A 13902-nucleotide genomic window follows, 5' to 3' on the forward strand; every position below is an offset into this window, starting at 1 on the left:
CCGCGATGAAGAAGCCCGCATTCAGGAAGAAGTCCGGCGCCGGCGAGGCCGCCGGGCCGGCCGGGCCCGCCTTCCCGGCGGAGCCGACCGGGCCGGCCCCGGCCGCCCGGCCCGGCCGCAGCCCGTTCGCCGGGGGGGCCGCAGGGGCCGGCGGCGGGGCCAGGACCACCCCGTCCCTGCTCGCCGCGGCCGTGGTGCTCGCGGCGGTGTTCGGGATCGCCGAGGTGCGCCCGCCGGCCGCCCCGGCCAAGGCGGCCACCGGAGCCGCCCCCACCACCGAGCAGGTCGAGCGGACCTCGGTGGTCTGCCCGCAGCCGATCCAGAGCCTGACCGGCTCGACCACGCTCACCGCCTACACCCCGCCCGGGACGGGCTCCGCCACCGGCGGGGCCGGCTGGCTCTCCGACGCGGCCGCGCCGGCCGTGCCCGCCGCCCAGCCGACCGCCGCCCCGGCGACCCCGGCGGCCCCCGCCGCCCCGGCCCCGACCGGCTCGGGCGCCCCCGCCGCCCCGGCCCAGGACAAGAACGCGGCGCCCGCCGACGCCCGGCTGACGGTGCCCAAGCCCGGAACCCCGGCCACCGGCCCGGCCGCCAACGGCGACGCCGCGCCCGGCACCGGGGCGGTCGCCACCGGCGCCCTCGCCCCCGGCTTCACCGTCACCCAGACCACGGTGGTCACCGAGCAGCGCGGCCTCGGCCTGTCCGGCCTCACCTGCGCCCCGGCCGGGACCGGCTTCTGGTTCGCCGGGGCCAGCACCGCCGGCGACCGGGTCGACTACGTCAGCCTGGTCAACACCGAGTCCTCCGCCGCGGTGGTGGACATCAAGCTGTACGGCGACAAGGGCCTGATCGACAACGACTCGGCCAACGGGATCACCGTCGCGCCCGGCAGCTCCCAGGCCGTCCTGCTGTCGACCATCAGCAAGGGCGCGGTCGCCGACCTCGCGGTGCACGTGGTGGTGCGCTCGGGACGGGTCGGCGCCGCGCTGCACGCCGCCGACGGCGGCAAGGGCGCGGACTGGATCCCGGCCTCGGCCGACCCGGCCCCCGTCCAGGTGCTGCCCGGCCTGCCCGCCGACACCGCCTCCGCCCGCCTGGTGGTCTGGGCGCCGCCGGAGGACGACGCCGACCTGAAGATCCAGCTGTCCGGCAAGAACGGCTGGTTCAGCCCGGCCGGCAACGAGTCGATCCACGTCAAGGCGGGCATGGTGGCCGCCGTCGACCTCGGCAAGGTCACCCGCGACGAGGTCGCCGGGCTGCGGCTGTCGCCCAGCGACGACAAGCACCGCACCCCGATCGTGGCCGGACTGCGGATCGACCGGGCGGCGGCCAACGGCAAGACCGACGCGGCCTGGCTCACCGGCAGCAACCCGGTCGGAGCCCGCGCCACCGTCGCCGACAACCGGGCCGGCGCCTCCACGCTCTACCTGACCTCCAGCGGCGAGGCCGCCACCGTCCGGGTCACCGCCTCGGCCGGCAGCGGCGGCGGCACCCCGGCCACCAAGGAGGTCCAGGTCCCGGCCGGCGGCACGGTCGCCCTCCCGGCGCCCGAGCCCGCCGGGCTGAACGGTGTCTTCGCGCTCACCGTGGAAACCGTCTCCGGCGGCCCGGTGGTGGCCGCCCGGATGCTCTCCCTGCCGGCCAAGGACGTGCCGATGTTCACCGTCCAGGCGCTGCGCGACGACCGCAGCACCGTCAAGGTCCCGCAGGCCGGCCAGGATCCGGGCGTCGTCCTGCGCTGAGCAGCCGACGGGGCGGCACCCTTGGTGCCGCCCCGGAGGGATCAGTCCTCGTCGTAGCGCGGGTCGATGGCGTCCGGGGACAGCCCCAGCAGCTCGGCGACCTGCTCGATCAGGATCTCGTGCACCAGCGCCGCGCGGTCCTCGCGGGTCTTCGCCCGGATCTCCACCGGCCGCCGGTACACCACGATCTGGCTCTTGTGCCCCTGCTTGCCGGGCGACACCCGCCCCAGCGGCACGCCGTCCTCGGCGTCGGCGCCGTCCGGCTCGTGCAGCGGCACCTCCTGGACGGCGAACTCCACCTCGATCAACTGCGGCCAACGCCGCTCGAGGCGCTCCACCGACTCGCGCACGTAGTCGTCGAACAGTTCGGAGCGGGTGAGCGAGATCGGCACCTGGGGCGGCGCCAGCGGGCCGCGCAGGCCCCGCCCGTGCCGGTCGCGGTGCCGGGGGCGGCGCGCCGGGCCTGTCGATGACTGCGGTGCGGAGCTGTCCATATCACTGCCGAGGGTAGTCCTTGGACGGTCGGAAGTGGACCACTCCGGCGGGGAATCGCACGGGGCGTTGGATACGCGGCCCCGGCGCCCGCGGTGCGACACGGCACCCCTTCCGGGCAGGCGGTCTTCGCTCCCCGGCGAGGAGTGCGGTACCGTCCACCCTCGTGAGCTCTGTACGTCGTTGTTCGCGGACCGCGTGCGGCCGGCCGGCCGTCGCGACGCTGACGTACGTCTACGCGGACTCCACCGCCGTCCTCGGCCCGCTCGCGACCTACGCCGAGCCGCACTGCTACGACCTGTGCGCCGAGCACGCCGAGCGCCTCACCGCCCCGCGCGGCTGGGAGGTCGTCCGGCTCGCCGCCGAGGCCGGGCCGCTGCGCCGCAGCAGCGACGACCTGGAGGCGCTGGCCAACGCCGTGCGCGAGGCCGCCCGCCCGCAGAACCCCCGTCAGGGCCGCGGCCCCGAGGGCGAGTCCACCGAGGGCGGCCGCCGCGGCCACCTCCGGGTCCTGCGCTCGCCCGACAACTGAGGACCGGGGCCCGCCGGGCGGATCGTGCCTGATCGGGACCAACCCGGCACGGGGTGTTCGTCCGGCCCGGGTACGCTGCCCGTCTACCGTCACCGCGCCCGTCGATCCGACGCGCGGTGGCCCAGACGTTCCGTGATCAGTCCTAAGACCAGGGTGGAGCCGCAGTGCGCGACCTCAAGCAGCTCGTGAAGGCGTACGACGTCCGGGGCGTCGTCCCGGACCAGTGGGACGAGAGCCTGTCCCGGGCCTTCGGTGCCGCGTTCGTGCAGGTCACCGGCGCGTCCGCGATCGTGGTCGGGCACGACATGCGGCCCTCCTCCCCGGCGCTGAGCCTGGCCTTCGCCGAGGGCGCCGCGGCCTACGGCGCCGACGTGGTGCAGATCGGGCTGTGCTCCACCGACCAGCTGTACTACGCCAGTGGCAAGCTGGACCTGCCCGGCGCGATGTTCACCGCCAGCCACAACCCGGCCCAGTACAACGGCATCAAGCTGTGCCGGGCCGGCGCCGCCCCGGTCGGCCAGGACACCGGCCTGACCGAGATCCGCGAGCTGGTCGAGTCCTGGACCGCCGAGGACGACACCGTCACCGTCCCGGCCAAGGACGTGAAGCCGGGCGAGCTGTCCGCCCAGGACACCCTGCGCGGCTACGCCGACCACCTGCTGGGCCTGGTCGACCTCACCGGGATCCGCCGGCTCAAGGTCGCGGTGGACGCCGGCAACGGCATGGGCGGCCACACCGTGCCGACCGTCTTCGACGGCCTGCCGATCGACCTCGTGCCGATGTACTTCGAGCTGGACGGCACCTTCCCGAACCACGAGGCCAACCCGCTCGACCCGAAGAACCTTGTCGACCTCCAGGCCAGGGTCCGCGAGGTCGGCGCCGACCTGGGCCTGGCCTTCGACGGCGACGCCGACCGCTGCTTCGTCGTGGACGAGCGCGGCGAGCCGGTCTCCCCGTCGGCGATCACCGCCCTGGTGGCCGTCCGCGAGATTGCCCGCGCCCGCGCCGCCGGCGAGGCCGAGCCGACGGTCATCCACAACCTGATCACCTCCTGGACCGTCCCCGAGGTGGTCCGCGAGCTCGGCGCCAAGCCGGTGCGCACCCGGGTCGGCCACTCCTTCATCAAGCAGGAGATGGCCGAGACCGACGCCGTCTTCGGCGGCGAGCACTCCGCGCACTACTACTTCCGCGACTTCTGGCGCGCCGACACCGGCATGCTGGCCGCCCTGCACGTGCTGGCCGCGCTCGGCGGGCAGCCGGGCACGCTGTCCGCGCTCACCGCCGAGTACGACCGCTACGCGGCCTCCGGCGAGATCAACAGCACCGTGGCCGACCAGGCCGCCAGCACGGCCGCCGTCCGCGCCGCCTTCGCCGGCGCCGAGGGCACCACGGTGGACGAGCTGGACGGCCTGACCGTGGCCGGCCCGGACTGGTGGTTCAACCTGCGCGCCTCCAACACCGAGCCGCTGCTGCGCCTGAACGTCGAGGCCAAGGACCCGGCGAAGATGGCCGAGCTGCGCGACGGCGTGCTCGCCGTCGTCCGCGGCTGAGCCTGATCACGGGCCCCGGTGCCCCGGCCGGTAGGGTTTCCTATCGGCCGGGGCACCTCCGTGCCACCCCCGAACTTTGGAGAGCCCCATGAAGCTCGAATCCTTCCTGCTGGAGATCCTGGTCTGCCCGCAGTGCCGGGCCGCGCTCGCCGAGGGCGGCACCGAGGAGCAGCCCGAGCTGGTCTGCACCGGCGCGGACTGCGGCCTCGCGTACCCGGTCCGCGAGGGCATTCCGGTCCTCCTGGTGGACGAGGCCCGCCGCCCGGCCTGATGCTGGGGGCGTTGCCCGGGGCGAAAGCCCCACCCCGACCGCCCGGCGCGCAGCGGAGCGCGCGCCCAGAGGACCGCAGCCGGAGGTTCGCCGCATGCTCGACGACACCCTGCTCGACGATCCGGCCGCCCTTCGGCGCGCCGACCACGACCGCGCCCTGCTGGCCCTGGCCGGCGCGGGCGCACGGGTCCGCACCGCGCTGCGCCGGGCCGAGGCGGCCGGGCTCGACCGGCTGCGTCCGGACGGCCGGCCGCGGTCCGTCCTGGTCGCCGGGCACGGCAGCGCGCTGACCGCCGCCGAGATGCTGTCCGCGCTGGCCGGCACGGCCTCCCTGGTCACCCCGCTGCCGCCGACCGAGGCGGCCGCCCCGCGCGCCGACCGGGCCGGCGCCCCGCCCGCCTTCACCGCCGGGCTCGGCTGGCAGCTGCCCGGCTGGGCCGGCCCGCTGGACCTGCTGGTGATCAGTTCCGCCGACGGCGGCGAGCAGGGCCTGGTCGGCCTCGCCGAGCAGGCGTACGCGCGCGGCTGCGCGATCGTCGTCACCGCCCCGGCCGGCAGCGCGCTGGCCGAGGCCGCTCTGCAGGTGCGCGCCCTGCCGCTGCCCTTCGTGGCCTCGGCGTCCTCCGAGGACCTCGCGCCGGTGGTGGCGGCCGAGCCGGACCTGCCGGCCGAGGACCCGGCGGCGCTCTGGTCCCACCTCACCCCGCTGCTGGCGCTGGCCCAGAAGATCGGCCTCACCCAGCTCCCGTACGACGCGCTGCCGGCCGTCGCCGACCTGCTGGACGCCACCGCCGTGCGCTGCCGTCCGGACGCCGCCGCCTACACCAACCCGGCGAAGGGCCTGGCCGCCCGGCTGGCCGGGACGGTCCCGCTGCTGTGGGCCGAGGGCCCGATCGCGGGGGCGGCCGCGACCCGGTTCGCCGCCCAGCTGGCCGACCGGGCCGGGCGCCCGGCGCTGGCCGGGCCGCTGCCGCAGGTGCTCACCGCCCACCGCGGCATGTTCACCGGTCAGTTGGGCGCGGGTGCCGATCCGGACGACTTCTTCCGCGACCGGGTCGAGGAGCCGGACCCGCTGCACCTTCAGGTGCTGCTGCTGCGGCACGCCCCGGGCGCGGCCGGCCCGGCGGCCGAGGACGGGCAGGACGGCCCGGCCGAGGTGCCGGAGGAGGACGCGGGGCCGCGCAGCTTCGGCGTGACCCGGGCGCACCGGCTTGCCGCCGCGCACGACGTCCGGCTGACCGAGTACGCGAGCGCCCGGCCGGACCCGCTGCACGCGCTGGCCGACCTGGTCGCGCTGACCGACTTCGCCGCCGTCTACCTGGGGCTCGCCGCGCAGTCCTGAGACGGTCGGCCGGGTGGAACCTCCGGGCCGGTACGGTAAGCGCTCGACGAGCTGATCGACCCGTGAGGACTTTCGAGGCATGAGTACCGAAGGCGGCACCAAGGCACTGATCGCGGCACTGTCCGCGAACCTGGCGATCGCGGCGGCCAAGTTCACCGCCTTCGGCTTCACCGGTTCCTCCTCGATGCTGGCCGAGGGCGTGCACTCGGTGGCCGACTCCGGCAACCAGGTGCTGCTGCTGATCGGCGGCAAGCGGGCGCGCCGGGAGGCCGACGAGGAGCATCCCTTCGGGTACGGCCGCGAGCGCTACGTGTACGGCTTCCTGGTGGCCGTCGTGCTGTTCAGCGTCGGTGGCCTGTTCGCGATCTACGAGGGCTGGCACAAGATCAGCCACCCGGAGACCCTGGACGCCTGGGGCTGGGCGGTCGGCGTGCTGGTCTTCGCCATAGCGATGGAGGGCTGGTCCTTCCTCACCGCGATGCGGGAGTCCGCCAAGGCCAAGGGCCGGCAGGGCTGGGTGCAGTTCATCCGCACCGCGAAGGCGCCGGAGCTGCCGGTGGTACTGCTGGAGGACACCGGTGCGCTGATCGGTCTGGTGCTCGCGCTGTTCGGCGTCGGGCTCACCGTGATCACCGGGAACGGCGTCTGGGACGGCGTCGGCACCCTGTGCATCGGCGTCCTGCTGGTGGTGATCGCCGTGGTGCTCGCCATGGAGACCAAGTCGCTGCTGCTCGGCGAGTCGGCGAACAAGGACTCGGTGCACCGGATCCGGGAGGCGCTGGTGGACGGCGAGACGGTCACCGGGGTGATCCACATGCGCACCCTGCACCTCGGCCCGGAGGAGCTGCTGGTCGCTGCCAAGATCGCCGTCAACGCCGAGGACAGCGCCGCCCGGGTGGCGGCGGCGATCGACGCGGCCGAGGAGCGGGTCCGCGCGGTCGTCCCGATCGCCCGGGCGATCTACCTGGAGCCCGACGTGTACAGCGCCGAGAAGGCCGCGGCGGGCGACGACCCGGCCGCCACGCCCGGTGGTCCGGGCCCGGCCGACGCGCACTGAACCTTGCCCCGGCCCCGCGGCCGGGGCCCCTGGGGCCCGGCTGGAGCGCCGCTCGGACCGGGGGCCGAAATCGGTCATCGGCGGACGGCCGGCGGGGCCGTCGGTGTAGATTCGTCATCAGAGCCAGAACGTCGCTGCTGATGGCGGTCGATCGGCGGTCCGCACCCGTAGGGTGTGCGCCGGTCGAGGGAGAGAGGTCCTCCGACGGTTTGTGCTGCGCAACGGGAAGCCGGTCCATCTCGGACCCGGCTGTTCCGGCGTGGCCGTGCACCCGTACGGCCTGACGCACGCGACGCACGCCCGGACCTTTGGCCCCACCCCCATCAGCGAGGAGCAGACGCATGTCGACCGACATCACCGGTGACTTCAAGGTCGCCGACCTTTCCCTGGCGCCGTTCGGCCGCAAGGAGATCCAGCTGGCCGAGCACGAGATGCCCGGTCTGATGGCGATCCGCGCCGAGTACGCCGAGTCGCAGCCGCTGGCCGGCGCCCGCATCACCGGCTCGCTGCACATGACCGTGCAGACCGCCGTCCTGATCGAGACCCTGACGGCGCTCGGTGCCGAGGTCCGCTGGTGCTCCTGCAACATCTTCTCCACCCAGGACCACGCGGCCGCGGCCATCGCCGTCGGCCCGGAGGGCACCCCGGAGAACCCGCAGGGCGTGCCGGTCTTCGCCTGGAAGGGCGAGACTCTGGACGAGTACTGGTGGTGCACCGAGCAGGCCCTGACCTGGCCTGACGGCAAGACCCCGAACATGATCCTGGACGACGGCGGCGACGCCACCCTGCTGATCCACAAGGGCGTCGAGTTCGAGAAGGCCGGTGCCGCGCCGGACCCGTCCACCGCGGACAACGACGAGTTCCGGATCATCCTGGAGCTGCTCAACCGCACCCTCAAGGACACCCCGAACAAGTGGACCGAGGTCGCCGCCACGATCAAGGGCGTGACCGAGGAGACCACCACCGGTGTCCACCGCCTGTACGAGATGCACCGTGACGGCAAGCTGCTGTTCCCGGCCATCAACGTCAACGACGCCGTCACCAAGTCGAAGTTCGACAACAAGTACGGCTGCCGCCACTCGCTGATCGACGGCATCAACCGCGCCACCGACGTCCTGATCGGCGGCAAGGTCGCCGTCGTCTGCGGCTACGGCGACGTCGGCAAGGGCTGCGCCGAGTCGCTGCGCGGCCAGGGCGCCCGCGTGATCATCACCGAGATCGACCCGATCTGCGCGCTCCAGGCCGCGATGGACGGCTACCAGGTCACCACCCTGGAGGACGTCGTCTCGATCGCGGACATCTTCATCACCACCACGGGCAACAAGGACATCATCCTTGCCTCGCACATGGAGCAGATGAAGCACCAGGCGATCGTCGGCAACATCGGCCACTTCGACAACGAGATCGACATCGCGGGCCTGGCGAAGCTGCCCGGCATCGTGAAGACCGAGGTCAAGCCGCAGGTCCACGAGTGGCGCTTCGCCGACGGCCACACCATCATCATGCTGTCCGAGGGCCGCCTGCTGAACCTGGGCAACGCGACCGGCCACCCGTCCTTCGTGATGTCCAACTCCTTCGCCAACCAGACGATCGCCCAGATCGAGCTGTTCACGAAGACCGAGCAGTACCCGATCGGCGTCTACGTGCTGCCGAAGCACCTGGACGAGAAGGTCGCCCGCCTGCACCTCGACGCGCTGGGCGTGAAGCTGACCACCCTGACCCAGGACCAGGCCGACTACATCGGCGTCCCGGTCGACGGCCCGTACAAGGCCGAGCAGTACCGCTACTGATCGGTGAACCGTCCGGCGGCAGGTTCGTCGGCCGCTCCCGTCAGCGGGGCCGGTCCGCGGGCCCCGTCGCCGTCCAGGAGGCCTCGTCCGCACCGAGCACGGTGAACCGGCTGAGCAGGCCCGCCAGTCCGCCGGCCTGTTGCACCGGCGGGCTCCCCGCGGCCGTCCCGTTGGCGCAGAGCCGGACGCCCTTGTCGACGCGGCACACCGGGGTGCCGCCGTCCGGCCTGCCGTCGACGAACACCCCGAAGCTCTCCGGCTGGACGGTGACGCTCAGCCACTTCCCGTCGACGGTGTACGACAGGATGGCGCTCCACGGGGGCTCGGTGTCCTTCGAGGGCCGGTGGATCTCGATGTTCCGCGGCTTGAGCTCGGCGGGCACGCCGGTCGGCCGCACCGGGAACGGGACGTCCCGGCCGCCGAACTCGACCCCGGCCGCGACCCTGATCAGGTCCTCCTTGACCTTCGCCCCCGTCCACAGTGTGGCCCTCAGTTCGGCCCAGCGGCCGGAGGCGGTCATCCAGCGCAGGCCGACCGGGACTCCCGAGGCGTCGGTGACCAGCCACTGGGCCTCCCGGCCGGCGACCGCGGGCGCGGCGACCGTGTGCACCCCGGGGGCGAGGGACTCGCCGGGGCCGCGCAGCAGTTCGAGCTTCAGGGTGGGGACGGCGTTCTCGACGGCGGTCGTGGTGGCCGCGGTGGTGACGGACCGTCCGTCGCCGTTCGCGTAGCCGACGGCGGGTCGGGCCAGCCACGGCGGCAGCCAGCCGAAGCGGGCCTCGGCGCTCAGTGGGCCGGTGGACGCCGTCGGCGTCGGGGTGGCGGTCGGGGACGGCGTGGGCGAGGCCGGGGCGGTCGGCGGGGGGACGGCCGGTGCGGGAGGCCCGCCGGCCGGGCGCAACAGCAGCACGCCGGCCAGCACGGCGGCGGTCGACCCGGCCACCACGCCGATCAGCGCCTGCCGGCGGCGGCGCAGCCGGACCCGCCCGCGGGCGATCACCGCCGAGGTGTCGAGCGCGGCGGGCGGCGCCGGGGTCTCGGCGAGGGCGCCCAGCCGGGCGGTGAGATCACGCTGCTCGTGCGTCCTCATGACGTCCTCTCGGCGGTGGTGGGGCGAGCGGCGAGCGTCGTCCGGAGGGTGGCGAGAGCGCGCGAGGTCTGGCTCTTCACATTGCCCGAGGAGCAGCGCATCGCCTCGGCGGTCTGATCGACCGTGAGGTCGCAGTAGTACCGGAGCACCACGGTGGCCCGTTGCCTGGGCGGCAGCGCGGCCAGTGCCCTGCGCAGGTCGAGCTGGACGTCGAGGTCGGCGGCCACCGAGGCGACGTCCACCGGCGTTGCGGTCCGCGACGTCCGCCGCCACCAGGACGAGCGCTGCTCGGCGAGGAAGGTGTTGACCAGCACCCTGCGGGCGTAGCCGTCCAGGTTCTCGACCCGGCCGGCCCGTGACCAGTTCACGTACAGCTTGGTCGCGCACTCCTGCACCAGGTCGTCGGCCCGGTGCCAGTCCCCGCACAGCAGATAGGCGACCTTGCGCAGCCAGCCGCTCCTGGAGGCCACGTACTCCGTGAACTCCGCGTCGCGCGTCCGCTTCGCCATCCGCACCCCCTCTCGTCGTGGTGGCGACGCACAGCCGCGCCGTCCGCCGCTCTAATGCGGGCACCGGCCGGAAGGTTGCACGCGCGGCGCGCACGTAGGCTTGCCGGCATGCCCAACGGCCGGTACTCGCTCCACGACCCTCATGACCACGTCCCGCTCGGGGAGGAGCGCTTCAGCTGCGCGCCCGGGGCGGCCGGGTGGCGGTACGTCTCCAAGACCTACGCGCCGGACGGCCGGGTGCTCGGCAGCACCGACCTCACGCTGGACTCGCGCGCCCGGCCGCTGCGGATGGAGCTGCGGGCCGGGGGCTGGCAGGTGCGCGGCGGAGCGGTGGACGGGGTGGCCTGGGTCCGCACCGACGCGGCCGACCCCGGCGGCGAGCACGCGGCGGAGGGCCACGACCGGGCGCACGCCTTCACCGGCCGGTCGCCGGGCTTCCTGGTCGCCACCGCCCGGCTGCTGAGGCTGGCGGAGGGGGCGAGCGCGCGGGTGCGGCTGGTGGCCTTCACCGAGCCGGTGCTGGCCCCGCGCACCCTCGACCAGGGGTGGCTGCTGGAGGGCGTCGACACCCACGCGACGGATTCCGGGCCGCTGCTGGTCGAGCGGTACCAGGTGGCGGACCTGGAGACGGGCGAGCAGCAGGTGGTGCACCTGGCGGGGGACGTGGTGCTGGCGGCGGAGGGGATCGAGCTGGAGGAGCTGGCGTCGCCGCCGAACGCCTGGCGGGTGGGGGCGGAGGAGGAGTAGCGGTCCGGTAGGGCCGTGCCGGCTCAGGCGGGCGGGGCGAAGCCGGTGTCGGCGGCGGGCTTGTCGAGGGACGGAGCCGCCGGGGCCGGGGGCGAAGCAGGGGCGGCGGGCGGTACGGGCATCGGCGGTGCGGCGGGCGCGGTCGGTGCCACCGGTGTGGGCCGCTGCGCCGGCAGGCCGAGGACGCGGACGGGCCGTCCGTCGGCCGTGACCGTCGGAGCCGGCGCGGGGACCGGACCGGAGGCCGGACGGGGAGCGGGCACCTGGGCGGGGCCCCGCCCGGCCGCCCACAGCTGCTCCTGGGCCCGCATCCACTCCCGCCGCTGGCGCTCGGTGAGCACCGCGCCCAGGTACGCCGCCGGGTGCAGCCCCGGCGCGATCGGGTGGCCGATCCGGGCGGACAGGTCCTCGGCGAGCCGGGTGGACATCCGGAGCATCACCGTCGGATCCAACTGGCCGATCCGGCCCAGCAGTTGGCGGATGGCCAGCCAGAGCGGCTCGGGTACGGCAGACAGGTCCATCGCGACCAGCTCGTGGCCCATCGCCTGCAGCAGGTGCGGGTGGACCGGCGGCAGCGGGGAGGCGGAGCCGCCCGCGCCCGGGGTGCGCTCGCGGACGACCACCGTCCCGGCGAAGATGTCGCCCAGCCGCTTGCCGTCCGAGTGCACCACCGACGTGATCACGGCCGGGGCGCCGGTCAGCACGATCATCTCGAAGAAGCCGACCAGCCCGCGCACCAGCGAGTGCCGGAACCGCACCGGCCCGCCGTCGGTGCGCACCACCCGCAGGCCGAGCGCGGCCTTGCCGAGCGAACGGCCGCGGGTGAGGGTCTCGACCATCACGGGCACGGCCACCAGGAAGAACACCATCAGGCCGATCATCGTGGCGGCCAGCGCCGCGCCGTCGAGCCCGATCAGGGCGAGGCTCAGCAGCAGCGTGAACACCAGCAGGGCCGCGAACTCCACCAGCAGGTCGATCACGATCGCCAGGGCCCTGCTCGGAAGCTTCGCCGTCCGGAGGCCGAGAACGACCGCCTCACCCGTCACCAGGTCGCTCAAGACACCTGTCCGTTCACGTTCTTGGAGCCCGTACGGCTCGCCCATGGAGATCCGCGCCTGGGAGTGCGGCAGTGCCGGGGGAGGGAATCACCCCGGATCGGCCCCCCTGACCCGCTCTCCGCAGTCTGATCCGCAGCCGCAAACATACGGGGCCCAGTGGGCGCACGGGAAGTGAGATCCCGGCGGCCGCAGCGGCGGCCGTTGCTGGCATGCTGGGCCGCACGTGTCCGCCCGGACCCGCCGCCCGCCCGGACGCACCCGCCCGCGCACGCACGTCCGCGCCCGCCGCCGATCATGGAGCCGCCGAAATGGACCTGGACGTCTTCGTCGCCACCCACCAGGGGGAGTGGGCCCGGCTGGACGCCCTCGCCCGCCGGCGCCGGCTCGGCGGGGAGGAGGCCGACGAACTGGTCACGCTCTACCAGCGCGCCACCGGACACCTCGCCAAGGTCCAGGCCGCCGCGCCCGACCCGGCCCTGGTGAGCCGGCTGACCGGACTGGTCTCGCGCGCCCGCAGCGCGGTCACCGGCGCCCGGACCAACGGCTGGCAGGACGTCGCCCGCTACTACGCGGTGAGCTTCCCCGCCGCGCTCTACCGCGCGCGCCGCTGGTGGGTGCCGGTGGCGATCGTCTCCATGGTGGCCACCGCACTGCTCGCGTGGTGGATGGCCACCCACCCCGAGGTCCGCAACAGCCTGATCGCCCCCGAGCACCTCGACGAGCTGACCCGCCCCGGCGGCCAGTACGAGGCGTACTACTCGGACCGGCCGGCCAGCTCCTTCGCGGCACAGGTGTGGACGAACAACGCCTGGATCGCCGTGCAGTGCCTGCTGTTCGGGATCGCGCTGGGCGTTCCGGTGCTCTACGTGATGTGGACCAACGTGGTGAACCTCGGCATCGGCGTCGGACTGATGGCCTCCGCCGGGCGCCTCGACGTCTTCCTCGGCCTGCTCATTCCGCACGGCCTGCTGGAGCTGACCGCGGTCTTCGTGGCCGGCGGCCTCGGGCTGCGCCTCGGCTGGACCGTGATCGACCCCGGCCCGCGCACCCGCTCGGTGGCGCTGGCCGAACAGGGCCGCGCGATCATCGGCATGTCGATCGGCCTGGCGACGGTCCTGGCCGTCTCCGGCGTCCTGGAAGCCTTCGTGACCCCGTCCGGCCTGCCGACCTGGGCCCGCATCTCCATCGGCGTGCTGGCCGAGGCGGCCTTCCTCCTCTACGCCCTGGTGCTGGGCCGAAGGGCCGCCGAGGGCGGGGAGTTCGGCGATCTGGAGGCGGCCGACCGGGCGGACCTCCAGCCGGTCGCCGCCTGAGCCGATGTGATCCACAGGCCCCTGACCTGCTAGTCTTCCTCTCGTCCGGCCAAACCATTGACGTGGTGAGGGCGGGCTAGTAGGTTTCAACGGTTGGGACTGACTGGACAACGGTCGGTTCCGGGCGTTAGTGTCTACGACACCGCCGAATCGAGGCGAGTGCATTTCACGAAATGCGCACCCTCCGACGAAGCAAATCCCACGGACTGAGCACTCCGAAAGCCTTGATAGGCTTCGGAACGAAGTTCGCAGGAAATCCCGCCAGCGGGAATCGGATGAATGAAGCCCCGGTAAACGGAGCGGAAAGCGTCTGGTAAGCTGGAAACACGAAAGAACGAAGCCCGGAGGGTCCGCTGGAAGGCGGTCCGAAGGAAGCGTCCGTTCCTTGAGAACTCAACAGCGTGCCAAA

Annotated in this window: 14 protein-coding genes; 9 read left to right on the forward strand and 5 right to left on the reverse strand. The window is 73.9% G+C overall.

From position 1 onward, the window contains the following. The first annotated feature begins 5 nt into the window (after positions 1-5). Entirely contained in the window at positions 6-1742 is a 1737-nt protein-coding gene (locus tag ACFWJ4_RS25830) for a DUF5719 family protein (protein ID WP_380547454.1), read from the forward strand. A gap of 41 nt (positions 1743-1783) precedes the next feature. Here ACFWJ4_RS25830 and ACFWJ4_RS25835 read toward each other — a convergent pair whose 3' ends face one another. Continuing rightward, on the reverse strand, positions 1784-2236 hold the full coding sequence (locus tag ACFWJ4_RS25835; RefSeq protein WP_359910079.1) for a metallopeptidase family protein: 453 nt from the start codon (positions 2234-2236) through the stop codon (positions 1784-1786). Positions 2237-2400: 164 nt separating this feature from the next. Between ACFWJ4_RS25835 and ACFWJ4_RS25840 the strand changes: the two genes are divergently transcribed. From ACFWJ4_RS25840 to ahcY, 6 genes are all read left to right on the forward strand, one after another. Continuing rightward, positions 2401-2766 (forward strand): DUF3499 domain-containing protein, encoded by a 366-nt coding sequence (locus tag ACFWJ4_RS25840; RefSeq protein ID WP_359910076.1) that lies wholly within the window; start codon positions 2401-2403, stop codon positions 2764-2766. Between the two features lie 164 nt (positions 2767-2930). Then, a complete protein-coding gene (locus ACFWJ4_RS25845; protein ID WP_380547457.1) occupies positions 2931-4316 on the forward strand; it encodes a phosphomannomutase/phosphoglucomutase in 1386 nt (461 codons plus the stop codon). A gap of 88 nt (positions 4317-4404) precedes the next feature. Further along, positions 4405-4587 (forward strand): Trm112 family protein, encoded by a 183-nt coding sequence (locus tag ACFWJ4_RS25850; protein WP_224284587.1) that lies wholly within the window; start codon positions 4405-4407, stop codon positions 4585-4587. 94 nt (positions 4588-4681) lie between these two features. Further along, a complete protein-coding gene (locus tag ACFWJ4_RS25855) occupies positions 4682-5929 on the forward strand; it encodes an SIS domain-containing protein (RefSeq protein WP_380547460.1) in 1248 nt (415 codons plus the stop codon). A gap of 79 nt (positions 5930-6008) precedes the next feature. Next, entirely contained in the window at positions 6009-6986 is a 978-nt protein-coding gene (locus ACFWJ4_RS25860; protein WP_359910066.1) for a cation diffusion facilitator family transporter, read from the forward strand. A 341-nt stretch (positions 6987-7327) separates the two neighbouring features. Then, positions 7328-8776, forward strand: a complete 1449-nt coding sequence (gene ahcY, locus ACFWJ4_RS25865; protein ID WP_359910063.1) for an adenosylhomocysteinase — start codon at positions 7328-7330, stop codon at positions 8774-8776. Between the two features lie 40 nt (positions 8777-8816). On the opposite strand, the gene ACFWJ4_RS25870 is transcribed toward ahcY, so the two are convergent. Together ACFWJ4_RS25870 and ACFWJ4_RS25875 are read right to left on the reverse strand one after the other, a co-directional pair. Continuing rightward, complete coding sequence (locus ACFWJ4_RS25870) at positions 8817-9866, reverse strand: hypothetical protein (protein WP_380547463.1); 1050 nt, start codon at positions 9864-9866, stop codon at positions 8817-8819. Then, positions 9863-10375, reverse strand: coding sequence for a SigE family RNA polymerase sigma factor (locus ACFWJ4_RS25875; protein ID WP_359915512.1), 513 nt, complete (start codon positions 10373-10375; stop codon positions 9863-9865). Before ACFWJ4_RS25875 ends, ACFWJ4_RS25870 begins: the two co-directional genes overlap by 4 nt. 108 nt (positions 10376-10483) lie before the next feature. Between ACFWJ4_RS25875 and ACFWJ4_RS25880 the strand changes: the two genes are divergently transcribed. After that, complete coding sequence (locus ACFWJ4_RS25880; protein WP_380547466.1) at positions 10484-11122, forward strand: hypothetical protein; 639 nt, start codon at positions 10484-10486, stop codon at positions 11120-11122. Positions 11123-11145: 23 nt separating this feature from the next. Here the strand turns inward: ACFWJ4_RS25880 and ACFWJ4_RS25885 are convergent, their stop codons facing one another. After that, positions 11146-12180 carry an RDD family protein gene (locus ACFWJ4_RS25885; protein ID WP_380547468.1) on the reverse strand — a complete coding sequence of 345 codons (1035 nt, stop codon included), beginning with the start codon at positions 12178-12180 and terminating at the stop codon, positions 11146-11148. Between the two features lie 308 nt (positions 12181-12488). Between ACFWJ4_RS25885 and ACFWJ4_RS25890 the strand changes: the two genes are divergently transcribed. Continuing rightward, on the forward strand, positions 12489-13493 hold the full coding sequence (locus ACFWJ4_RS25890) for a stage II sporulation protein M (RefSeq protein WP_380359272.1): 1005 nt from the start codon (positions 12489-12491) through the stop codon (positions 13491-13493). A 166-nt stretch (positions 13494-13659) separates the two neighbouring features. Here the strand turns inward: ACFWJ4_RS25890 and ACFWJ4_RS25895 are convergent. Continuing rightward, on the reverse strand, positions 13660-13902 hold a 243-nt coding region (locus ACFWJ4_RS25895), incomplete at its 5' end, for a hypothetical protein (protein WP_380547471.1).

Source organism: Kitasatospora sp. NPDC127067, from assembly GCF_042724755.1.
Taxonomy (GTDB): Bacteria; Actinomycetota; Actinomycetes; order Streptomycetales; family Streptomycetaceae; genus Kitasatospora; species Kitasatospora lactacystinica.

Coding starts and splice junctions, on each gene's coding strand:
- ACFWJ4_RS25860 (WP_359910066.1), top strand. CDS start 6,009: ATGAGTACCGAAGGCGGCACCAAGGCACTGATCGCGGCACTGTCCGCG.
- ACFWJ4_RS25880 (WP_380547466.1), top strand. CDS start 10,484: ATGCCCAACGGCCGGTACTCGCTCCACGACCCTCATGACCACGTCCCG.
- ahcY (WP_359910063.1), top strand. CDS start 7,328: ATGTCGACCGACATCACCGGTGACTTCAAGGTCGCCGACCTTTCCCTG.
- ACFWJ4_RS25835 (WP_359910079.1), bottom strand. CDS start 2,236: ATGGACAGCTCCGCACCGCAGTCATCGACAGGCCCGGCGCGCCGCCCC.
- ACFWJ4_RS25855 (WP_380547460.1), top strand. CDS start 4,682: ATGCTCGACGACACCCTGCTCGACGATCCGGCCGCCCTTCGGCGCGCC.
- ACFWJ4_RS25875 (WP_359915512.1), bottom strand. CDS start 10,375: ATGGCGAAGCGGACGCGCGACGCGGAGTTCACGGAGTACGTGGCCTCC.
- ACFWJ4_RS25890 (WP_380359272.1), top strand. CDS start 12,489: ATGGACCTGGACGTCTTCGTCGCCACCCACCAGGGGGAGTGGGCCCGG.
- ACFWJ4_RS25850 (WP_224284587.1), top strand. CDS start 4,405: ATGAAGCTCGAATCCTTCCTGCTGGAGATCCTGGTCTGCCCGCAGTGC.
- ACFWJ4_RS25870 (WP_380547463.1), bottom strand. CDS start 9,866: ATGAGGACGCACGAGCAGCGTGATCTCACCGCCCGGCTGGGCGCCCTC.
- ACFWJ4_RS25830 (WP_380547454.1), top strand. CDS start 6: ATGAAGAAGCCCGCATTCAGGAAGAAGTCCGGCGCCGGCGAGGCCGCC.